The organism is Sphingomonas sp. BL-S-05, from assembly GCF_055521695.1.
The window spans coordinates 79,185-100,556 of sequence record NZ_JBVFVS010000003.1; the positions used below are offsets into that span (position 1 = coordinate 79,185).

Annotated in this window: 21 protein-coding genes and 1 pseudogene; 14 read left to right on the forward strand and 8 right to left on the reverse strand. The window is 61.5% G+C overall.

Annotated features, from left to right (window positions below; genetic code table 11):
• Positions 1 to 2: 2 nt before the first annotated feature.
• Positions 3 to 1,013 (reverse strand): type I glyceraldehyde-3-phosphate dehydrogenase, encoded by a 1,011-nt coding sequence (gene gap, locus ACZ1JS_RS18635; RefSeq protein ID WP_465168866.1) that lies wholly within the window; start codon positions 1,011 to 1,013, stop codon positions 3 to 5.
• A 253-nt stretch (positions 1,014 to 1,266) separates the two neighbouring features.
• Here gap and rpiA point away from each other — a divergent pair, with 253 nt between their 5' ends.
• Positions 1,267 to 1,953 (forward strand): ribose-5-phosphate isomerase RpiA, encoded by a 687-nt coding sequence (gene rpiA / locus ACZ1JS_RS18640; protein ID WP_465168901.1) that lies wholly within the window; start codon positions 1,267 to 1,269, stop codon positions 1,951 to 1,953.
• A 307-nt stretch (positions 1,954 to 2,260) separates the two neighbouring features.
• A complete protein-coding gene (locus tag ACZ1JS_RS18645; protein ID WP_465168867.1) occupies positions 2,261 to 2,740 on the forward strand; it encodes a MarR family winged helix-turn-helix transcriptional regulator in 480 nt (159 codons plus the stop codon).
• 33 nt (positions 2,741 to 2,773) lie between these two features.
• Here the strand turns inward: ACZ1JS_RS18645 and ACZ1JS_RS18650 are convergent, their stop codons facing one another.
• From ACZ1JS_RS18650 to ACZ1JS_RS18660, 3 genes are all read right to left on the reverse strand, one after another.
• Positions 2,774 to 3,553 carry a ZIP family metal transporter gene (locus tag ACZ1JS_RS18650; protein WP_465168868.1) on the reverse strand — a complete coding sequence of 260 codons (780 nt, stop codon included), beginning with the start codon at positions 3,551 to 3,553 and terminating at the stop codon, positions 2,774 to 2,776.
• Positions 3,554 to 3,654: 101 nt separating this feature from the next.
• The gene (gene msrA, locus ACZ1JS_RS18655) at positions 3,655 to 4,194 is read right to left on the reverse strand and encodes a peptide-methionine (S)-S-oxide reductase MsrA (protein ID WP_465168902.1); all 540 of its coding nucleotides are present in this window, start codon (positions 4,192 to 4,194) and stop codon (positions 3,655 to 3,657) included.
• Positions 4,195 to 4,196: 2 nt separating this feature from the next.
• Positions 4,197 to 5,432, reverse strand: a complete 1,236-nt coding sequence (locus ACZ1JS_RS18660; protein WP_465168903.1) for a bifunctional alpha/beta hydrolase/OsmC family protein — start codon at positions 5,430 to 5,432, stop codon at positions 4,197 to 4,199.
• Positions 5,433 to 5,725: 293 nt separating this feature from the next.
• Between ACZ1JS_RS18660 and ACZ1JS_RS18665 the strand changes: the two genes are divergently transcribed.
• From ACZ1JS_RS18665 to ACZ1JS_RS18695, 7 genes are all read left to right on the forward strand, one after another.
• Positions 5,726 to 6,601: a LysR family transcriptional regulator gene (locus ACZ1JS_RS18665; RefSeq protein ID WP_465168869.1), complete on the forward strand. Its 876-nt coding sequence runs from the start codon at positions 5,726 to 5,728 to the stop codon at positions 6,599 to 6,601.
• Positions 6,602 to 6,752: 151 nt separating this feature from the next.
• A complete protein-coding gene (msrB, locus tag ACZ1JS_RS18670) occupies positions 6,753 to 7,196 on the forward strand; it encodes a peptide-methionine (R)-S-oxide reductase MsrB (RefSeq protein ID WP_465168870.1) in 444 nt (147 codons plus the stop codon).
• Position 7,197: 1 nt separating this feature from the next.
• A complete protein-coding gene (gene msrA / locus ACZ1JS_RS18675; protein ID WP_465168871.1) occupies positions 7,198 to 7,701 on the forward strand; it encodes a peptide-methionine (S)-S-oxide reductase MsrA in 504 nt (167 codons plus the stop codon).
• A 166-nt stretch (positions 7,702 to 7,867) separates the two neighbouring features.
• Positions 7,868 to 8,572 (forward strand): glutathione S-transferase N-terminal domain-containing protein, encoded by a 705-nt coding sequence (locus tag ACZ1JS_RS18680; RefSeq protein WP_465168872.1) that lies wholly within the window; start codon positions 7,868 to 7,870, stop codon positions 8,570 to 8,572.
• On the forward strand, positions 8,569 to 9,537 hold the full coding sequence (locus ACZ1JS_RS18685) for a magnesium and cobalt transport protein CorA (protein ID WP_465168873.1): 969 nt from the start codon (positions 8,569 to 8,571) through the stop codon (positions 9,535 to 9,537). The genes ACZ1JS_RS18680 and ACZ1JS_RS18685 overlap by 4 nt, the downstream gene beginning before the upstream one ends.
• A 94-nt stretch (positions 9,538 to 9,631) precedes the next feature.
• A complete protein-coding gene (locus ACZ1JS_RS18690) occupies positions 9,632 to 10,204 on the forward strand; it encodes a hypothetical protein (RefSeq protein ID WP_465168874.1) in 573 nt (190 codons plus the stop codon).
• 76 nt (positions 10,205 to 10,280) lie between these two features.
• Complete coding sequence (locus ACZ1JS_RS18695; RefSeq protein ID WP_465168904.1) at positions 10,281 to 10,730, forward strand: hypothetical protein; 450 nt, start codon at positions 10,281 to 10,283, stop codon at positions 10,728 to 10,730.
• Positions 10,731 to 10,746: 16 nt separating this feature from the next.
• Here the strand turns inward: ACZ1JS_RS18695 and ACZ1JS_RS18700 are convergent, their stop codons facing one another.
• The 3 genes from ACZ1JS_RS18700 to ACZ1JS_RS18710 form a co-directional block, all read right to left on the reverse strand.
• Positions 10,747 to 11,967, reverse strand: a complete 1,221-nt coding sequence (locus ACZ1JS_RS18700) for an MFS transporter (RefSeq protein ID WP_465168875.1) — start codon at positions 11,965 to 11,967, stop codon at positions 10,747 to 10,749.
• A gap of 148 nt (positions 11,968 to 12,115) precedes the next feature.
• Positions 12,116 to 12,604 carry a DM13 domain-containing protein gene (locus ACZ1JS_RS18705; RefSeq protein ID WP_293921225.1) on the reverse strand — a complete coding sequence of 163 codons (489 nt, stop codon included), beginning with the start codon at positions 12,602 to 12,604 and terminating at the stop codon, positions 12,116 to 12,118.
• A 3-nt stretch (positions 12,605 to 12,607) separates the two neighbouring features.
• On the reverse strand, positions 12,608 to 13,081 hold the full coding sequence (locus ACZ1JS_RS18710; protein WP_293921227.1) for a peroxiredoxin family protein: 474 nt from the start codon (positions 13,079 to 13,081) through the stop codon (positions 12,608 to 12,610).
• A 261-nt stretch (positions 13,082 to 13,342) separates the two neighbouring features.
• Between ACZ1JS_RS18710 and ACZ1JS_RS18715 the strand changes: the two genes are divergently transcribed.
• The 5 genes and pseudogenes from ACZ1JS_RS18715 to ACZ1JS_RS18735 all read left to right on the forward strand — a co-directional run.
• Positions 13,343 to 14,278 carry a VPGUxxT family thioredoxin-like (seleno)protein, type 2 gene (locus ACZ1JS_RS18715; RefSeq protein ID WP_465168876.1) on the forward strand — a complete coding sequence of 312 codons (936 nt, stop codon included), beginning with the start codon at positions 13,343 to 13,345 and terminating at the stop codon, positions 14,276 to 14,278.
• Positions 14,279 to 14,752: 474 nt separating this feature from the next.
• Positions 14,753 to 15,358 carry a sulfite oxidase-like oxidoreductase gene (locus ACZ1JS_RS18720; RefSeq protein WP_465168877.1) on the forward strand — a complete coding sequence of 202 codons (606 nt, stop codon included), beginning with the start codon at positions 14,753 to 14,755 and terminating at the stop codon, positions 15,356 to 15,358.
• Positions 15,351 to 16,097: a ferredoxin reductase gene (locus ACZ1JS_RS18725; protein WP_465168878.1), complete on the forward strand. Its 747-nt coding sequence runs from the start codon at positions 15,351 to 15,353 to the stop codon at positions 16,095 to 16,097. Before ACZ1JS_RS18720 ends, ACZ1JS_RS18725 begins: the two co-directional genes overlap by 8 nt.
• Positions 16,098 to 16,430: 333 nt before the next feature.
• Complete coding sequence (locus ACZ1JS_RS18730) at positions 16,431 to 17,696, forward strand: thiolase family protein (RefSeq protein WP_465168879.1); 1,266 nt, start codon at positions 16,431 to 16,433, stop codon at positions 17,694 to 17,696.
• A gap of 13 nt (positions 17,697 to 17,709) precedes the next feature.
• A pseudogene (locus tag ACZ1JS_RS18735) lies at positions 17,710 to 18,300 on the forward strand (NADP-dependent oxidoreductase); the annotation flags it as partial.
• A gap of 57 nt (positions 18,301 to 18,357) precedes the next feature.
• Here ACZ1JS_RS18735 and ACZ1JS_RS18740 read toward each other — a convergent pair.
• Positions 18,358 to 21,327 carry a Tn3 family transposase gene (locus ACZ1JS_RS18740; RefSeq protein WP_008603805.1) on the reverse strand — a complete coding sequence of 990 codons (2,970 nt, stop codon included), beginning with the start codon at positions 21,325 to 21,327 and terminating at the stop codon, positions 18,358 to 18,360.
• Positions 21,328 to 21,372 lie beyond the last annotated feature (45 nt).

The following is a 21,372-nucleotide window of genomic DNA, read 5'->3' on the forward strand; positions in this document are numbered from 1 at the left end:
AGTCAGCTGTCCAGTTTGGCCATCTCAAGTGCTGTATCCGCCATGCGGGTCGCGAAGCTCCACTCGTTGTCGTACCAGGCAAGAACGCGAACCAATCTCCGGTCGACCACGTCGGTCTGTGGCAGCGCCACGATCGACGATTCGGTCCGATGGCTCAAATCGATTGAAACCAGCGGCTCGGCCGTGACGGCGAGCACGCCCTGCATTGGTCCGTCAGCAGCCTGCCGAATGGCTGCGTTTACCTCCTCCACGGTGACGTCGCGCATGGCTGACACAGCCAGATCGATGACCGACACATTGGGCGTGGGAACACGGATCGAGGATCCGTGCAGCTTGCCTTTCAACTCCGGCAATACGCGACCAATGGCACTCGCCGCGCCCGTCGACGTCGGGATCATTGAAAGCGCGGCTGCGCGTCCTCGATAAGGGTCCGTGTGGACGGCATCTAGCGTGGGCTGGTCGCCGGTATAGGCGTGCACCGTCGTCATGTAGCCGCGCTCGATGCGAAACAGATCGTTCAGGACCTTCGCCACAGGTGCAAGCACGTTGGTTGTGCAGGATCCGTTCGAGACGATTACGTCCTCAAGCGTCAAAGTCTCATGGTTGACCTTGAAAACGATTGTCTTGTCGGCTCCTTCGCTGGGCGCAGAGACGAGGACGCGCTTGGCACCGGCGCGAACATGCGCGCTGGCCTTTTCCTTCGAGGTGAAGAAACCGGAACACTCCAGAGCGATATCAACGCCACACCGCTGGTGAGGCAAGTCAGCAGGGTCGCGCTGGTTGGTAACTTCGATTTTTCCGTACCCGACATCTATCCAGTCGGTGCCGATTTCGATGTCCCCCGGAAAGGGACCGTGAACGGAGTCATACTTCAGAAGGTGAGCCAGGGTGCCCACCGGTGCGAGATCGTTTATGGCTACCACGTGGATGTCTTGACGGCGAAGTTCGACGACCGAGCGCAACGTTAATCTGCCGATGCGTCCGAAGCCGTTGATCGCGACCCTGACTGTCATGCGCATTTCCTTCTGTTGACGAAGAACAGCCGCTGGAAACGGGCATAGGCCCGCTTCCGTTCGCAAGGAATTTGAACCTCAAGTCAGCGCTATATGTATGCGCGACGCATATAGCTAACGATCGATGCTAAGCGGGTCAACATGGCACGGCGAACGAGCACATAAGGCGTCCGCCGGGCGGTTCCTGCGATCACGTCGCTGAGAGCATGCAGTACGCTGAGGAGCACCCCATTGCAGAAGGGAAACCTGGATGATGCCTGACTTAGAAGCAGAAAAGGCACTCGCGGCCCGACGGGCGGTCGAGGAAGTCCAGGACGGTATGATCGTCGGTCTGGGGACAGGCAGCACGGCAAACTACGCGGTAAAATGCCTGGGCGAACGGATCGCCAACGGGCTCCGCATCAAAGCGGTCTCGACCTCGCGCACGACCGAAGCTCTGGCCCTCGACCTGGGGGTGCCGCTGATCCCTTTCGAAGGTCTCAGTGCAGTCGACCTCACGATCGATGGCGCCGACGAGATCGATCACAGTTTGCAGGCGATTAAGGGTGGAGGGGGTGCCCTGCTGCGAGAAAAGGTCATTGCCGCTGCGTCGGCGCGCGTCATAGCCGTGGTCGATTCCAGCAAATTCGTGACGCGACTAGGCCGCTTTCCGCTGCCCGTCGAGGTCTTCCCATTCGCCACCGAATTCGTCCGAGCGCGCTTGGCTGCCCTCTCAGCTCCGGTTTCCCTCCGGATGAAGGGCGGCCATCCGTTCCTGACCGATCAGGGCAACCGCATCCTGGACGTTGCGTTTGGGTCGATCACGGACATCCGGAAGACCGCACTCGCAATCGCAGCCATTCCCGGCGTCGCCGAGCACGGACTTTTCACCTTCGAAATCGACACCGTCATCATTGCTCGCGCCGGCACGGTTGAGCTCCGACACGCGGATCGTTCGTGATTCCACTCCGGCGGATTGCATCAGTCGCTCTCACGACCACGTCCCCATGAGGTGAAGGCAGACCGCGAGATCCGGCATCCACCCTGCTGTCATAGCCGCGGCGTATCGCGCATTTCGCCAGTTCGTCGGAAATTCTCGCACACCCTAAGCTGCCGGGCCAGCATAAGTCTTTGGTTTCGCTCTGCTTCGTTGTCGTTCTGCGGTGTGTATCAAAGCGTGCCGAAGCTTGCTGTCTATGCGCCACGCACATATAACGGTGCGAATGGATGGATGTCGAGACCGCAACGTATTCGGGGCGTTCGCGCTTATGATCAGCGAGAACATTGTTCGCGCTAGTTCATCGCGGGCGCCGGAAGAAGGATCTGCCGCTTCGGCGCTGGCGCTGATTGCCCACAAGCCCGGCCTCTCGGTGCGGATGCTCGCAGTCGGCGTGGGCTTGTCGCACGCTGCGACGGTCCGACTTGCGGACCGCCTCACCACCCAAGGACTGGTCGAGAGCCGGGCGACCTCAACCGATGGGCGGGTCCGATCCCTGTATCTGACAACGGCCGGTCAGCAGGCAAGTGCCGCAGTCCTAGCCGCGAGAGACGAGGTCATCGCCGAGGGGTTGTCCATCCTCAACAAGGGCGAGATGAAGTTTCTGACCGACATCGCCGAGCGCGTCCTTCGCGACCGCCTGGAGAACCTGGAGCACTCGTACCGCATCTGCCGCCTGTGCTGCTATGAAGGCTGTACCGACTGTCCCATCGACGCTGAGCTTCACGAGCGGGGACAGGATCGCGAGTAACAGCCGCGACGACCTTCATCCTGCAATGTAAGTTCAGTGCTGCGCGATAAGGTAGGCGGCAAGGAAGCCAAGTACCGTGATCAGCCCGATGAAGGGTGGCGCATTCTCGAACGCTTCGGGGATCATGGCTTCGGCCAGCATGGCCAATACGGCACCAGCCGCGAACGAGAGAATCGCCGGCTCCTGCGCCGATGCCGAGCCGAGCAAGATGTTGCCGACGCCGGCCGCGACCCCGATGAGCAGCGGTATCCCGAGCCATACCGTATAGAGGTACCGACGGGAGCGGCCAGCCTGCTTCATTCCCGAGGTGCTCGACAAACCCTGCGGCACGTTCGCTAGAAAGAAGCCCGCGATCACAGCCAAACTGATCGCGCCGCCACTGGCGACCGACATCCCGATCACCAGAGCCTCGGGGATACCGTCAAGCACACTGCCGACTGCGATCGCAGATCCACTGCCGTGATGCTCTGCCTCGGTCGGCTGCTCGACGCAGTCACCGCAGCGCTTCCGGTTCTTCGCACCGCGTCTCGCCAGATACCAGTTTATGCCGCTGAAAACCGCCGCACCTGCTGGCAGTGCGATGGTTGGCCATAGAGCCGCCCCAGCCGAATCCGGTCGGACGACGAGTTCGGTCGCTATCACGGCAAACAAGACGCCACCACCGAAGCCCATGACAGCCGCAACCATTCGATGGCTGAGCTTGCCGAAAAAAGCATCCGCCACGATCGCGCCCAAAAGCAAGCCGCTTCCGGACACCAGTCCCCACATTCCGGCTACGACGAAGTCGGGGATCGGAGACAAGGCAGAGTCCATACGCGCTCATATCCTCTCAGACGATGTCGGCGCGTTGGATCGCTTGCTAGCGCATCCACGGACGGTGCGACACGCGAGTGTCTCTCGGCGTTGCTCCATTCTCACAGCCTTCTATCCAGGCGCCAGGTGGGACGTGCGAAGTGGCAGCTGTACCCCCTCGGATGCCGTTGCAGGTACTTCTGATGCTCCGGCTCCGCTTCCCAAAACGGCTCTTCGGGATTGATCTCGGATAATACCGGCCCTGGCCATCGACCTGACGCCTCGATCTCGTCGATCGTTTCCAAGGCTACATCCATCTGACGCTTGTCGGTGTAGAAAATGGCGGAGCGATAGCTCGGGCCAACGTCACTGCCCTGCTGCTCATATGTGGTCGGATCGTGGATCTGAAAGAAGAGTTCGAGCAAGGAGCGATAGCTTAGCACTGCGGGGTCGAAGACCACCTCCACCGCCTCCGCATGGCCGTGATGATCATCGTAGGTCGGGTCCGGCGTCTCACCGCCGATGTATCCGACACGCGTCGAGATGACTCCCCTTCTTTGGCGTATCAACTCTTCCATCCCCCAAAAGCAGCCACCGGCGAGTATCGCTCGCTCCGTTCGCTGACTCGTGGATCGACCCTGCTCTTCCTGATCGGACACCATGATCACGGGGCGGGATCAGCACCCGGTCCGGGTCCGGGTGTGTCGACGAGAACGGTTTGAACGTCCGAACCGCGGATGAGCGTGAGATCGACGGGGCAGCGATCAGCGATTTCGAGAATTCGGGTGCGCTGCTCTTCATTCAAAGGGCCCTCGAGCACAATCGTCCGCGTGAACCTGTCGGGCGGCATCATGTCCGCCACCCTCTTGTGCTCGACTCTCGTCCTCGCTCGTTCAAGCGGAAAGCCCTTTCGGTTCGCATACAGGCGCATCGTCATCACTGTGCAGGCAGCCAGGCCGGCCGATACCAACTCATATGGCGATAGACCGCTGCCCAGCCCACCGACCGAGGTCGGCTCGTCTGAAAAGATCGAATGCTTGCCGCTGCGGACTTGGAGCTGAAATTTTCCTGCCAGCGTCTCGGCCGCTTCGACTCCGTGCGCAGCCTCGACCTGTGGAAGATCGGGCACCAGCGGCGGCAGGTAGCGATTTGCCCAGGCGGCGACCATCGCTGATGCGAAGTTCGCGTCGGCGGCATCGGCGAGAAGGTGATCGGCAGCGTCGAGCGATACGAAGCTCTTCGGGTGTCGGGCAGCCCCGAAGATTCGCGACGCATGCTCGATCGCGACCACCTGATCGAGAGGGGAGTGCAGAACGAGCAAGGGACGGCGCAGCGCAGAGACCGCCTTCTCCACATCAACCTCCTCAACAGCGTCGATGAAGCTGCGACGGATGAGGAATGGCCGGCCGGCAATGTCGACCGACGCTTCGCCTTCGCGCCTGATCGCGTCCAGATCGTTGGTGCTGAAGACCTTCAGGATATGCTGGAGCTCCGCCGGCGCCCCTATGCTTGCTACGGCGGCGATATCCGGCAGATCGACCGCCGCCACGAGTGCGGCAGTGCCGCCGAGGCTATGCCCCACGAGCAGCGAGGGTGCCATTCCCGCCGCCGTCATGGCCATCGCCGCGGATTTCAGATCGGTGACGTCCGAGGCAAAGCTGACTGCCTCGCCCTGCGTCCCGCCGATCCCCGTACCGGCGAAGTCAAATCGCAGTACGCCGATTCCTGCCCGCGACAGCGCGCGGGATATATGGACAGCCGCTCGGCTTTCTTTCCCGCACGTGAAGCAATGAGCAAAGATCGCCCATCCACGAGGGGTACCTTCCGGCGTCTCTAGCAATCCGGCGAGAAGCCGGCCTTGTTCGTTTGCGAATGTGAACGACTTTCCCGGCACGTCGATACCTCCCAGCAAGCATGAGTGCGCCGCTCTGGCAAGAACCGGCGCATCCCTCGGCCGAGCAACGATCTCCGCCAGCCCAGGTGCAATGCGATCGTCGCCGTCTTGCACCTCACCTTGAGCCGCGCAGCGTCACGCATCGGCACCCATCACCACAAGACATCCTTTTTATATGCGTCGCGCATATAGACAAGCGCAAACTGGGAAACTATATGCGCCGCGCATACTTCTTCCGCGTGGTCATTTGAAGACAGGTCCACGGGACAGAGTGCGTAGGACACACAGGCCGAGGGGTCATGGAACTCAATCAGGTCAGCTATTTCATAAACTTGGCTGAGACGCTGAATTTCACCGAAGCCGCTCGGTTGAGCGGGGTGTCGCAGCCGAGCCTGACTCGCGCCATCCGTCGCCTGGAAGATGAGCTCGGCGGTGCGCTGATCTATCGAGACGGGAAGAACAGCCGCCTTACGGGTCTCGGCCAGGACGTCGAAGCAGAATTTCGGCGAATGCTCTTGGCGTTGAGGAGCGTGCGTGATCACTCGGAAAACTGGACGATGGGGCGGCACCGAGTGCTGGACATCGCCGTCGCGCCTACGGTCGGTCCGAAAGCGTTTGCGCCCTTTTTCGAGAGTGCTTTGGACAAGGTGCCGTCGATAGAAATCCGACTGCATTCACTCCAATCAAGCGAGGATTCATCGGAGGTGTTATCCGGCAAGTATCACGCTTGCATTCTCCCGCGGGAAGTACGGCCGGACCGAAAGCTGGATGTCCGTCCTCTCTTTCGAGAGCGCTTCGTACTCGCCTGCGCGAGCGGACACCCACTGGCGACGGCAGCCATTGTTCGTGGAGAGGACCTGGCGAAATACCCGTTAGTCGATCGTCTAAAGTGCGAGTTTCGCAATCAGATACAAGAGCACTTCGCGCGCCGCGACGTCATAATGCGCCCTCGCATCCGTTCCGAACGAGACGACTGGGTCCATCGCATCGTCGCCGAAGGTCGTGCGATTTGCATCGTCCCGGAACGATCTGCCGCAGGGACAGGCCTTGTTACGCGGCCGATCGAAGGTTTCACGTTGGAGAGGGAGGTGGTGATCGTGACAGTCTCGGGATCGACGGCTCCGGTCGAGATCCGGAAGGTCGCGCAACTTGCGGCGCGGCATGAGTGGCAGTGAGCCACAACGCAAGGCGTCGACGCTATGGAAACTATGCTTACGGCGTATTGGATAAGTGGGAGCGTGACTGCGATAGTCGGCGTTGTGACAGTTCAGTCAGGCTGATCGTAGTGCGCCTAGTATTCTAAGAGTTGGCATTGGAGGTCTAATCATGAAGTTCGAGAAAACACAGGCCGCGATCGATCGCCTTACCCCTGAGCAGCGTCGTATCACCCAGGAGCATGGTACCGAAAGGGCCTTCACTGGTGAATACAACGACAACAAGGAGCCGGGAATCTACGTCGACGTCGTGTCGGGTGAGCCGTTGTTCGCTTCCACCGACAAGTTCGACTCGCGCTCCGGCTGGCCTAGCTTCACCAAGCCCATCGTCCCGGCGCACGTCAACGAAGTGCGGGACAGCTCGCACGGAATGGTGCGGACAGAGGTCAGGTCGGTTCATGGCGACAGCCATCTCGGCCACGTGTTTCCCGATGGTCCGGCCGACCGTGGCGGTTTGCGGTACTGCATCAACTCGGCGGCGCTTCGCTTCATCCCCCGCGATGAGATGGAGGCCGAAGGATATGGCGAATATCTCGACCAGGTAGAGGAGTCTTAACATGCATCAACGCGCAGTCCTCGCTGGCGGCTGTTTCTGGGGTATGCAGGATCTGATCCGCAAGCAGCCGGGCATCGTCTCGACCCGCGTCGGCTACACTGGCGGCGATGTCCCCAATGCCACCTATCGCAATCACGGCACGCACGCCGAAGGGATCGAGATCGTCTTCGATCCCGAGGTGACGAGCTACCGCAACATTCTCGAATATTTCTTCCAGATCCACGACCCGACCACGAAGGATCGTCAGGGTAACGACCGCGGACTCTCCTACAGGTCAGGCATCTACTACGTCGACGACGAGCAGAAGCGCGTAGCCGAAGATACGATCGCCGACGTGGATGCATCGGGGCTCTGGAATGGAAAGGTCGTCACCGAGGTCGAGCCCGTCGGAGACTTCTGGGAAGCCGAGCCGGAGCATCAGGACTATCTCGAGAAGCGTCCGGGCGGGTACACTTGTCACTTCGCGCGACCTGATTGGGTGCTTCCGAAGCGACAGGATGCCTAGCGTACGCAGGGCGAAGGTGCCGCGTGGGACGAATGAACGCGCAGCCCACGCTCCATCTGAAATCTAGCTGTTCCCTTCGTGGCCGCGTCGCTGGGCGATCCGGTCGCGAAGGGAGATGTGACCTGGCATCCTGTCAGCGTAGAATTGCCACGAGGATTGTAGCCGGATGCCAGACCTCTCCTCGTTCCCGATCGCGCGAAGATGGCCAGCCAGGCATCCGGATCGCCTACAACTTTACGCGGCACCGACGCCAAATGGCGTTAAGGTCTCGATCATGCTTGAAGAGGTCGGCCTGGCCTACGAGCCGCATTTCGTCGACATCTCCGGGAACGAGTCGAAAGACCCCGCCTTCATATCCCTTAACCCGAACGGGCGCATACCGGCGATCATCGACCCCCATGGACCGGGCGGCAGGCCGATCGGCGTGTGGGAGTCTGGAGCGATTCTGGTCTACCTAGCGGAGAAGACTGGCCAGCTCATTCCGACATCACCTGAAGCTCGCTACGAGACACTGGCCTGGGTCTTTTTCCAGGTGTCGGCGATCGGGCCGATGTTCGGTCAGTTAGGGTTTTTCCTGCGGTCGGGCGGTCAAGCCTCCGAAAACCAGCGCCCTCTGCAGCGCTTCGCGACCGAGGCAAAGCGGCTGCTCACTGTCCTGGATCGCCAGCTGGATGGCCGCGACTGGATCGTTGGCGACTATTCCATCGCCGATGTCGCGACGCTTGGCTGGGTTAACGCGCTCATCACATCATATGACGCCGGCGGACTGCTTGAGTTTGAGAGCTTCGCCAACATATCTGCTTGGCTCAAGCGCGGGCTCGCGCGGCCGGCGGCGCAACGCGGTCTTCTCGTTCCGGAGAAAACTGCATGACCGTCATCGCAAGCTACTATTACAACGAGGGGAAGCGCGTAAGAGAGGTGGCGATCGATGAGCGCGTCGCGGCTGAAAAAAGCCGCTCGGGCTTTTGCTGGATCGGGCTGTCCGAGCCGACAAAGGAGGAGCTGCGCTCTCTCCAGGAGACCTACGGCCTCCACCCGTTGGCCGTCGACAATGCGATGCATCCGCAGTGTCCGCCGAAGCTCGAGGTCTATAACGACGAACTCTATGTGGTCGCCAATACGGCCGAACTCGATGGGGATCGGATACGCTATGGCAAAACAGCGATCTTCACCGGGCACAATCATCTAATTACAGTGCGGCACGGCACGCCCGGCGCATTGGGAAACCTCCGGGAGCAGCTTGAGGCTGCGCCAGCGCAGTTCGGCAAAGGCGTCGACTACGTCCTGCACGCCATCCTGCATCGTATCGTCGATCAGTACCTGCCAATCTTTGAAATGATCGAAGACGACGTCCTGGAAATGGAGCGTCGATCACTGGATGACTTCCTCGGCCGTGAAGAGGTCGCTCGCATCTTCGGCCTGAGGTGCGAGCTGACGAGGTTCCAGCGAACGCTGGGAGCAATGGCGGAGCTGGTGCGCAAGCTCGTGCGGGGACATTTCCCCTGCATAAGCGCCGAGGTTCGACCGTATTTCAACGATGTCGCGGACCATGTTTCGCGTGTGCAGGCGATGGTTGATGGCCTCCTGCAGGTTCTATCCACCGTCTTTGAATTCAGCAGCCTGCTGGAAGCCCAGCGGATCGGGGTCATCACCCGACAACTCGCCGCCTGGGCGGCGATCCTTGCCGTCCCCACGGCGATCGCCGGCATATATGGCATGAACTTCAAACACATGCCGGAACTGGACACGGCCTATGGCTACTTCGTCGTGCTCGGAGTCATGACGTTGATCTGCCTCCTCCTGTTCATCCGCTTCAAGCAGGCAAAATGGCTGTGAGGATCACGTCCGGCGCCTTACGCGAGCGCGAGCTCAGCCACAGCGCAGACTCCCCTGAGACCGCTCGGACCAAACGACAAGCAGAGGTGCATCCATGACAAGCCAAGTGACCGACGTCCTAGAGGCTGTGCAGGCCTTCGTCGCGAAGGGCTATGATCGCGAATATCGTGTGAAAGACGGGCGCCTGTACGATCTCGAGCTTGGATCGACGCTGGATGCCTGCGACGTACAGGTGGACGCCGCTCTGCGCCTGGAAAGCGGCGACGATGCGGAAGACGCCTCGAACATCTTCGCGATCACCGATCCCGCTACCCAACACAAGGGGCTGCTGATCGATGCCTTCGATGTCTTTGATGAGACATGTCACGGTGATCTTGCCGAACGCCTCCTCGAGCACCGCGAAACGATGCCGACAGGTGACAAAAACGTTCCCAGTAAGCACGGCCTTCGCAAGGTTTACAAAGCCGAGTTCGACAGCGATCCCGAGCGTTATGTCCTGCGCGAAGGCTTCCCGGATTTTCCGGCCTGTCCGTTTGGCGGCGCCTTCAGCATCCTGGGCTTCGACACCGCAGAGCAAACATACGTCTGGCTTGTCACGAGCATCATTCGCGACCCACGGCTGATCCGCATCCCGTACCAAGGAGAAGACGTGATTACCGACGAATAGGACGGGCGCCACGCAGCACACCATCGAGCCGGTGGTCGCGCGTCCGGTGCATATAAACGAAATCAGCGAGGTGTTCATGGATTGGGATAAGGGTCACGTTCGGGAAACTATGCTCTCGCTGGAAACGGCTGCATTGCACAGTGCTCGCGAGAACTACTTGGATTATGTAGCCACCGCTCGTCTCGACCGGACCGAGACGATCGAGAACGACGAACAGGCACAGGCCGAAGTCGCGAGCGACCTGGCGGAAGCGCTCGACGACACACTCGATGATTATGCCGACAAGCTCGACAGGCTCAGGTTGATCGACTTTGGACCGAAATCCGCAGTCGCAGAAGGCGCACTGGTCAAGCTGTCGGGCCGCTATTTCGTGATCGCGGTCTCGACGAGCAAATTCGTGTGCCACGGGCAAGAGCTCATGGGGATCTCGACGATGGCGCCGATCTATCAAGCTATCGAGGGCGCGCGAGCCGGTGAGACCGTAAAGTTCAACGGCCGCGACCTTCTGGTGGAAGAGGTCGCATAGGTCGTCACCGGCATTTCTAACGCGAGGCGCTCTCGCGCCTTTCGTTCGTCTGCATCATTGCGTCGAGCGATCCCGTGATCATCGGCGTGCTCGGGCACCGGGTGGCCTTCGCCTTCGCGGAGTGGTGAGGGCATCTACGGATGATCGCGAGCACCGAGAGAATGACGAGCAGCGCCGCAGCGTATAGGAAGAGACCGCCGGGACCCGCCAGGTTCATCGCAATTCCACCGACCAGAGGCCCTACCGCAGTCCCGACACCGTTGATCAGCAGAAGACCGCGCGCGGTGCCTATCAGCCGTCCAGCCGAAAGGCCGTCGTTCGCAACGGCTACGCACAACGAGTAGATCGGAATGCCGAAGCCGCCAAAGAGCGCGCCTGCTACGAGTAGCAGCGGCAGGGGAGCTGCGGCCGCGAGTGCTAAGCCTAGGGCGGCGGCTGCAGACGCCAAGGCGGCGCCGGCGATGATCAGATTGCGTGGCAATCGGTCAGAGAGCCAGCCGAGTGGCCATTGCAAAATGAGCGTCCCCCCGAGGACAGCGGCCATGAAGGCGGAGATGCCTTGTATGTCGAGGCCGATCCTCTGGGCGAAGGTCGGCCCCAGCCCCCAGAAACCGCCCATGGCCAAGCCCGCCAAGAAAGCCCCGACGGTGGCCAGCGGGGAAATCGACAGGATATCCCTAATAGCGACTGGTTCCTGTTCGATCTTGGCCGGTGGATGACTGGGCAGCAGGGTAATTGGCACCACCGCCGCCGATATCAGGATCGACACGATCAGGAACAACGTCACCCCGCCCGGGGGAGCGATGTTGAGGAGCGCTTGCCCGAGGGCCCAAGAGCCCATGGACACAACGCCGAAAATCGAAAGAAGCTGCCCGCGCGTCGAGGGTAAGGCGTGAGCATTGAGCCAACTTTCGGTCGATAGGATCATGCCGGCGTACGCGAGGCCGGTGACCACGCGCAGCGGCATCCAGGCAAGCGGCTCGACCAGCGCCGCATGAAGAAGGGCAGTTATCGATGCGATGGCTGCGAAGCCGGCGAACGTCCTCACATGGCCAACGGATATGATGACGCGCGGCAGCAGTACCGCACCGATGGTGAAACCCGAGAAGTAGGCGGTCGTCATCACGCCGGTGCTACCGCTGGAGAACTCCTCCTGCCCGGCCCGGACGATCAGCAAGGTGCCCAACAACCCGTTGCCCAACAGGAGGAAGGCCACGCTCAACAGCAGAGCCGCCACGGGCGCAAGAACGAGACCGCGCGTACAAGCCGCCTTCATTGTATCCATCACGTGGGTCATGTTCGACTGCGCAGGATGACCTGCCGAGCCCGGTCGGCGACCGCAGCGATCATCTTCTCGGCCGCCTTCCAGCCGTCGGCTTTGAATTTCATGTGCTTTTCGCACGTCGCTGGTATTCGGCGGCACTGATGAATTGATCGAACGCTTCGCACCAAATGACGACTGTACTGAATGCGGCGACGTCGATGTCCGGCGGGACCGAGATGATGAAGCCGTCGAAGGTTTTCACGTCGCCGACCCGGCGCGACAGGTGCTTGATCGCAAGGAACTCGTCCTTCGTGCCCGCGAAGCGCGGAGCGAGGTAGAGCTTGTAATCCGGGCCGGGAGAAAGATGCCCGATGTGCGCTATACGGTTGCGCGACACCGTCACGTTGCCCTCGCCCCAATGGACGAAGTCGCTGCCCTTCAGCCGACGCTCAAATCGTCCGGTGAAGAGCGCCGCTTTCCCCGTCGCTGCTAGAGCGGCTGCATCTGGCGTTGGCGGTGCCGTCAGGATCGGAAGAGCGTAGATGCCCGCAGCAAATCCCAGCGCCAGCGTGGCAACATGGGTAGCGGCAAGGATGAGCCACCGGCGCATCGGTCAGCCTCGTTCCAGATGCGCCACCAGCTTGTCAGCGTCGAGATGAAAGTCTGAAAATACGAGTGCACCGTCGGCGTCGATGACGCTGAACCAGGGCGTGCCGCGCGTCCGATAATCTTCCATGAAAGTCGGAAGACGCGCACCCGTCGGGGGCGGATCATGTCCAAACACGACAGGCATATCATATTTCAGCTGGTTCGATCGCAGCCGTTCGAAGGTGTTCTCCTGCTCGCCCTCAAACACCGTCTGGATCACCGCGAAGCCGACGCCCCTTGTCGCTAGACTGGAATGGAGGCGCTGTAACGTCGGGAAGCCGTGCAGATGGCAGCCGCGACACCAGTGTTGAAAGGCGAAGAGGATCTTTGGTCCTTGCCCCAGATCGGAGAGCGTGACGGGGACGTCCAGCGGCTTGCCGTCAACGCCTATCCATTGCCGTACGCGGAGTTCGGGGGCGAGATGTTCGGCAGCGGTCATTGCAAATGTCATTGTCCTTCGGAGCAGCGGTCGGGGTTCACAAATTGTTTCCGCTCTCACGGTCACAGTCGTGAGAACTCGGCTTCTGCATATGACCTACAGCACTTTGGATCACCGCACGGTCTTCTCCGGTTCCGCCGACGCTCCCGCATCTCTACAATGACGCTTGTCCATTTCCTTTTCCAATAGCGGCGGGCTATAGTTTCCATAGCCACGAGCATCAGCCAATGATTTGCCGTTTCGCCTCACTACATAGGTGGCATGACAGACACGGGAGCTTCGCATCGCGAGTATCGCGAGCTCGGCAACGTCGCATGGCTGCGCGACTATGACGACGGCAAGGCGCTGGCCGCCGCACAGCGCAAACCAATGCTTCTGCTGTTCCAGGAGGTGCCGGGGTGCTCGACCTGCGTGCACTTCGGGCAGGACGTTCTGACGCATCCGCTGATGGTAGAGCTAATCACCGACCGGTTCGTCCCGGTGGCGGTCTTCAACAACCATCCTGGTGACGATGCCCGCATCCTGCGCCTTTATGGCGAGCGATCCTGGGATAACCCGGTTGTTCGCTTTCTCCGACACGATGGAGCCGAACTGCTGCCCCGATTGGCCGATCGCTACGACGCGCTCGCCCTCCACGAAAGGCTCAGCGCCGCACTGCGGACGCTAGATGGCAGGGTGCCCGCGTATTTCGACCTGCTCGGGCGCGATCTGCTCACGGAGGGCGGGCTCAGCGAGAGGACCATCTACGCGACGCCATGTTTCTGGTCAGGTGAGACGAGCCTTGCTCAACATCCGGGCGTGATCACGACCGATGCGGGATGGGTCGATGGCGAGGAAGCAGTCCTGGTTCAATTCGATCCGCAGGTGGTCACGCTTGCCGATCTGAACGCTTATGCTCGTGCGGAAGGCTTTGATCCGGTGGAGCGTGGCAGTTTCAGCTTGGATCGGGAGCCGCAATTCTACCTGCGCAAGAATCCCGTGCGCCATATCCCGCTGACGGCGGCGCAGCGAACTCAGATCAACCTGGCCGTGCCGTATCGCACCCCGATTACCGACTTGCTGAGCCCGCAGCAGTCCGCTTGGCTCGCAGACCCGCGCTTGCAGCGAGTGAGTGATGGAGAAACTTACGGCCGAGATATTCGCCATAGCTGGCCAGTGCTGACGGCACGGCTTGGCGCGGCTAGCAATGTGGATTGATACGGGATGTTCACATCGAGCCTCAGAAACTTGATTGGGCTCTGCTGTCGTTGGCCGCCGAGCGGCTCCCTAAGCGTTGATCAAGGCCCCGCCGCTTGGACGATGCGCGTCGGCAAACAAGGCTGAAGAGCTCGCATCTTCGAGCGCTCATAACCAAAACCGTCGACCGATCCCGAAGGCTTTATGCCCGCTCGAGCCTGCGTCCGGGACGACAAGCAGCTGCAATCAGATCGCCCGCGCGGCTATTGAAACTATAGTCACCGGGTATTTGGAAAGCGAGTTGCCACAGAGGTATAGTCAAAACGCAGACGTCACGATTCATGACGGAGCGCATTTGGTTTATATTGGCAGAGCTCAGGTACCGAGTCTTCTCTCAACCCGTTGTCGAACGGATTCGCGTGCGAAAGGCATGTAGCGCAGGAGAGTGAACGGAAAGCCAGGCCCGTGCTGTCGTGACGAAGAGGAGGGTCTGGGATGGTCACAAGAGGTTTTACCGGACGCGGATCGGGCGGCGACCAGTCCGGCCGGATTCCTCCAGGGCAACATCTCGTTGAGAATTTTCCGGTTCTGACGGCGGGACCGACCCCGGATGTCGACACTGCGAAGTGGAATTTTACGGTCAAGATCGGACCGAAGCCCGTCAAGGTCTGGAACTGGAGCCAGTTCAATGCTCTGCCGCAGACCAAGGTAAAGAAGGACATCCACTGCGTCACTTCCTGGTCTAAGCTTGATACGGCGTGGGAGGGAGTATTGATCGAGGACATCCTGGCCGATGCCGGGCTCGAGCACCCGACCGATTTCGTCCTGGCCCATTCCTACGACGGCTACTCGACGAACGTTCCGCTGGCGGATCTGCTCTCAGATAAGGCGATGGTGGCGCTCAAATATGCTGGCCAGCCGCTTCCGCGAGATCACGGCGGCCCGGCACGACTGCTCGTCCCCCACCTGTACTTCTGGAAGTCGGCCAAATGGGTAAAGGCGCTGCAGTTCACGACGCGCGATGAAGCCGGCTTCTGGGAACTGCGCGGCTACCACATCTACGGCGACCCTTGGCGCGAGCAACGATATACTCATGATTAACAGCGCTGTGCAAACCGCGCCGTGGCAAAAGTCGGTTATTGATAGGATTGTTCAGCAGACGCCGGCCATAAGAAGCTTCTTCTTACGCTTGCGCGATCCTTTCACGCATGTGGCGGGCCAGCACGTCGACGTTCGATTGACGGCCCCTGACGGCTACACGGCGATGCGGAGCTATTCGATCGCCTCGCCACCCGCTAGATCCGGCATTCTTGAACTCGCCATCGAACGCTTGTCCGATGGAGAGGTGTCGCCCTTCTTTCACGACGTTGCGGCGGTCGGTGACGAGATCGAGGTTCGCGGTCCGCTCGGCGGACACTTTCTCTGGCCGGGAGACGTCGCCGAACCAGTGCTCTTGATCGGCGCAGGTTCGGGCGTCGTGCCGCTAATGGCGATGATCCGGCAACGCCGCGCGTCGGCGCAGACTGTGCCGACCGCGCTGCTTCTTTCATCTCGTACTGCTCACGACGTCCTGTTTGCCGATGAGCTGCAAATGATCGAGCTCGACGATCCCAGCTTCGTGCTGTCGCTGGCAATCACTCGTGAAGCGCCCAAACGCGAGACCGACTTCGCACGACGGATCGATAGCACAATGGTCCAGGAGGTCATCGGTCGTCTTCCCCGCACGCCTGCGCACGTTTTTGTCTGTGGGTCCAACGGCTTCGTCAACATAGCGACCGATGGCGCGCTGCTCGCCGGCCTGGACGCCGCGGCAATCAAAACCGAGCGCTACGGTGGCTAGCGGCGCGGATCCCTCCCTGCACCACGGGCCGAGGGCCCGAAACCGCGCCGCCCGCTGGGCGTGGGCTGTCGCCAGGACGATCGTCGTCCGCAGGCTTCATTTCGAAACCTGCCCAGACAGGCGGCCCCTGCGCTCCACATTACAGGCTGTCGAGCGCTCTCTCAGCGCTTTGCATGGGCGGCAGGTCCTCGACCACCATAGTCGGCTTCAGGTGCTCCCTGAAATGCGTCGGCATATCGCCGGCGGCAAATGGCACATGCCGCCTTCCGAGCTAGGCGTGCCGCTGGTTGGTGCAACTGTTCCGACCCAATTCCAAAATCTCAGGAGACCATCATGAGCCGCTTCGCCAAGCCCGTCTTCTTGGCTGCCGGTCTTCGGACGCCCTTTGGTCGCGGAGGCGGAGCACTGGCAGCATACGACGCGGTCTCGCTTTCCGTCCCGGTGGTGCACGCGATGGCTCAGCGGGCTGAGCCCGACCTCTTCGTATGGGGAACCGTGATCCCGAACCTGGGCTGGAGCAACATCGCCCGCGAGGTCTGGCTCGATGCCAAGCTCAATCCGAACGTGCCGGCATTCTCGATCGTACTCGCATGCTCGACCAGCATGACGGCGACTTTCGCTGCGGCGGGCATGCTCGGCGCCGGAGTCGACCTGACGCTAGTCGGTGGAGCCGAGGTCATGAGCCGACCGTCCTTCGCGCTTACGGCCGAGACTTCCAAGCGGCTTACAGACCTTTTCGCGAGGGACGCCGCCGCAGCGCTGGACGAGCTGCAGTCGCTCACGCCGCGTGACTACGTCCTGCCGACCAAGGGCTGGGCCAACCGTATCACCGGAAGGACCATGGGCGATCACATGGAGGAGACCGCGAAGGCTTGGAATATCTCGCGCGCGGCTCAGGACGAATGGGCGCTCAAAAGCCATCAGCGTGCGGTTGCCGGCTGGAATGACGGCTTCTTTGACGATCTCGTGATCCCGCTTCCTGAGCTGACGCGCGATGCCAATCCGCGTGCCGATACGTCTACCGAGCGGCTCGCCGCGCTCAAGTCGGCTTTTGACCGGGACAGTGGGCTGGGAAGCCTTACGGCCGGCAACAGCTCGCCGATCACCGATGGCGCGGCCGGCTGCTGGGTCGCCAATGAAGTGGGATTAGCCAGACTGCCGCCCGGTACGCCGCACGTCCGGCTTGTCGATTATGAGGTCTCGGCCGTCGATCTCCACGCCGAGGGACTGCTGATGGCGCCATCGTATGGCATACCGCGCCTGCTGGCACGGCATCGGCTCGGCTACTCCGACATCGCGATCTGGGAAATCCACGAGGCGTTCGCAGCGCAGGTGCTGGCGAATGTCGCGGCCATCACCGATCCGGACTGGGTACGCGCTAAGGCAGGCGTCGAGGAAGACATGGGCCCGTTCGACTGGGAGCGCGTCAATCCAATGGGCGGCTCGGTGGCGATCGGGCATCCGTTCGGCGCCACCGGCGCCCGCGACCTTAGCCAAGCGGTGAAAGAGCTGTGGGCGCTGCCGGTCGGATCACGCGCGATCGTCAGCATCTGCGCTGACGGCGGGCAAGGCACCGTCGCGCTTCTCGAACGCATCTGAAGGAGTCCAGCATATGAAAGCCATCCGCTTCCATGAATTCGGCGCCCCGGACGTGCTTCGGTACGAAGATGCTCCAAAACCAGACATCAAGCCAGGAGAGGTGCTGGTCCGCGTCCGCGCCGCGGGGATCAACCCGCCGGACTGGTATCTAAGGGAAGGGTATAAGGCTTTGCCGCCGGAATGGCGGCCGAAGGTCGCCTTCCCTGTCATTCCCGGGTCGGATGTCTCCGGCGTCGTCGAGGCCGTCGCCGATGGTGTCGAAGGTTTCGCCCGCGGCGACAGCGTGTTCGGAATGGTCCGTTTTCCCAGCTTCGGCGACAGCCTGGGATATGCCGAGTACGTCTCTGCGCCTGCCGCCGATCTCGCCATCAAGCCTCGTGGGATCGATCACATACACGCCTCGGCCGCAGCGATGTCGGGGCTGACGGCGTGGCAGTTCCTGATCGCGTTAGGGCACGACGAGGCCAATCCGCTGCAGCCAGCAAGGCACGAGCCGGTTCCGCTCGAGGGACGAACCGTTCTCGTCAACGGCGCGGCCGGCGGTGTTGGGCATCTCGCCGTTCAGCTGGCAAAATTCCAAGGAGCGCGCGTCATCGCCAGTGGCGTCACCTCAAGGTTTGTGCGCCAGACAACGATTTGGCGGACATAATGAGAACACTGGCTATGCCACGAGTTTGAGGCGGGCCATGGGATCGTTGAGGGTGCGGAACTCGCCAGGGGAGAGCCGGTTTGCCCTTTGCCACAGATAGTCGCCGGTCAAACTGATATGCACCCAGCCCATCGGCGAGAGATGGGCAAGCAGCGCATCATCGAAGGTGCCGCCGGATGATTGGAGATGCTGGGCGGCCCTGTCCATATAGACGGTGTTCCAGTAAGAAATCGCCGCGATCAGCAGATTGAGGCCCGATGCCCGATATTCCTGATTCTCGATCGAGCGATCGGTGAACCGCCCCTGTCGGTTGGTGTAGATCGCGGCGGCAAGGGTATGACGTGCTTCGCCTTTATTGAGGCCGGCCTGGCAGGCGCGACGCAAGTCGGGCTGTTCAAGCCAGTCGAGCGCAAATAGCGTCCGCTCGATGCGGCCGAGTTCGGCCAGCGCAAAATCCAGCCTGTTCTGGCGCTTGTAGGCGGCCAGCTTGCGCAGGATCGCGGAGGGCGCAACGGCTCCTTCCTTAATGGAGGCGACGATCCTGACGATGTCATCCCAATCGGCTTCGATCGCCGCCGTCTTGATCGTGCGGCCCATGAGGCTTTCGATGCCTTTGTAGGTCGAAGGCGCGGCGATCGAGCCGAGTTTCCGGTCGGCGATGTCGCGCAGACGGGGCACGAACCGGAAGCCGAGAAGATGGCAAAGGGCAAAGACATGGTCCGTCGCGCCGCCGGTATCAGTGTAATGCTCATGCAGCGGTAGCGCGCCGGCGCCGAGCATCAGGCCATCCAGCACGTAGGGGGCCTCGCCGGCGGTGGCCGACATGATCCGCGATCCGAACGAGGCAAAATGATCGGACAGGTGGGAGTAGATCTTCAGGCCCGGCTCGCTGCCATATTTCGCATTGATGTCGGCCGCCGCCGATCGGTTGCGGCCCGAGCGGAAGAACTGCCCATCGGAGGATGAACTAGTGCCGGCTCCCCAATGGCGCGTGAAAGGAAGATCATGGTGCGCGGCAACGATCATCCCCAACGCGGCCTGATAGTTTTCGGGCGACAAATACCAGTTGTGGGTCCAGGCAAGCTGGGCGTAGCTCACCCCGTCGCTGGCGTTGGCCATGCGCTCTAGACCCAGATTCGATCCATCAGCGAGAATGGCGGCGAGGATCGCGTGCGGGTTGTCATGCTCCTTGCCGGACCGAAGATCGCGAAATGCGCTCAGGAACCCGGTGCGCTCGGCCACCTCGACCAGGAGTTCGGTGATCCGCACGCGCGGAAGCAAGGCGTCGAGCCTGCGATCGAGAGCCTCCGCCTCGGGTGGAGTGATCGCCGGCATGGGTTGCAGCTTGAGCCGGTCGCGTTCGAGCGCCACGCCCGCGAGCCTGTTCGCCTTGAGTTGCTTGGCGAAACGGCGCAGCCGCCAGTCGAGCGTCCTTGCCCGCTCCTCCAGATAGGCGGCCGCATCGGTCTGGAATGGCAGGCTGTCGGCCACCTTATCGGCATCGCGTCGACTCAGCAAATAGGTGTCGAAGCGGCGATAATTGCGGGTTCCTTCGACCCATATGTCGCCGGCGCGCAACCGATCGCGCAGCGTGGCCATGATGGCCGTCTCGTATCGCCGGCGATCGACCTGGCCACCTTCGGTGATGAGGCGCTTCCACTGCCGGTTGGCGAATGGGAGCGGAACGCCCTCGGGCAGGCTGCGGGCCTTGCGGGCATTGGTATCGCGGATGACCTCGATGGCCTTGACCAGTTGCGATCCGCTCCCCGATGCCTTGAACGTGAATGTATCGAGGAAAGCCGGGCTGAACCGCCGCAGCGTCGCATAGCGACCAGTCGCCGCGACAAGCGCATCTTCGCCCGCCAGCTCGGCCAGCGCATCGACCTGCGATTTGGCTGCGACCAGTCTGTGCCAGCCTACCGCTTCGTCGATCAGTTCGAGCGGATTACCGCCATGTTCGACCGCCTCTCCCAGCGCGGCGATCGTCGCGCCGAACAGCCGCATAAGTTCGCCGACCGAGCGGATGCTGTCCTGATAGCGCCTTTCCCGCCCGCGCCGCGCCCGTGTGAACAGGCTTCCGACAAGCCTGTCGAACATCTGGATCGCACCATCGGCGAGCCTGGCATCGAGGTCGATGACCGCCGCGATCAGCGTCGCGCGGCGCCTGTTAAGGCTATAATCGGAGAGCAGGAACGCCGGCGCAACGCCACCTTCGCGCATGAACTGCGCGAACCGGAAGTCGGGGATTTTCGCGCCGATCGCCGGGTCGATGCCGATTCCGCGCACATAGCGTAGCCGTTCCAGCAGCCCGTTGATGTTCGCCGTGGTGGGCGCTTCCTCGAAATTGCGCAGCCAGGCCAGCGGCGTCATGCCGAAGTCGCTGTTGTTGACGATCAGATCATCGATCCGCGCCAGTTCGGCATGACCCAGGCTTTCGACAATGAGCGCCGCCGCGGCTTTGCGGGCGCGTGCCCTGCCGGCGAGGCCCGCACGTTCGAGCGTGTCTGCCGATGGAAGAATGAAGCGTTCCTGCTTCAGCCCCTCCATCAATGCGCGGACAATAGGTTCGCCCCGATCGGTCCGCTCCGCAGCTCTTGCGGCGAGATCGAGCGCGAGCGGTATATCCCCTCGCCGAAAAGGGTGTAGCCCCAGATGCCGTGCCGCAATGTCGGCATGATCGTTACGTGTTTGCGCGCGCTGGCCATAGTCGGCGAACGCATCAACATCGACGAAGAGCTGGGCGGCGAGATAGTGAAGGACCGCATCGGGGACGTCGACGTCGGGCTGCAAACCGAAGCCGGGATGCCGCATAAGCGCGATCTGCGTTGCCAGACCGAGGCGGTTGGCAGGGCGATAGCGGCGACCGACCAGTTCGAGATCCTCGGCGGCAAGGGTATAGTGGCCGACGATCGCGGTTTCGTCATGGGGGATATCGAACAGGCGACGCCTTTCTTCTCCGGTCAATAATCGCCGCCGCGCCATCCTGCCTCCATCCCGAGTCGAGAGCGACAGGCTAGCGTCAATCTG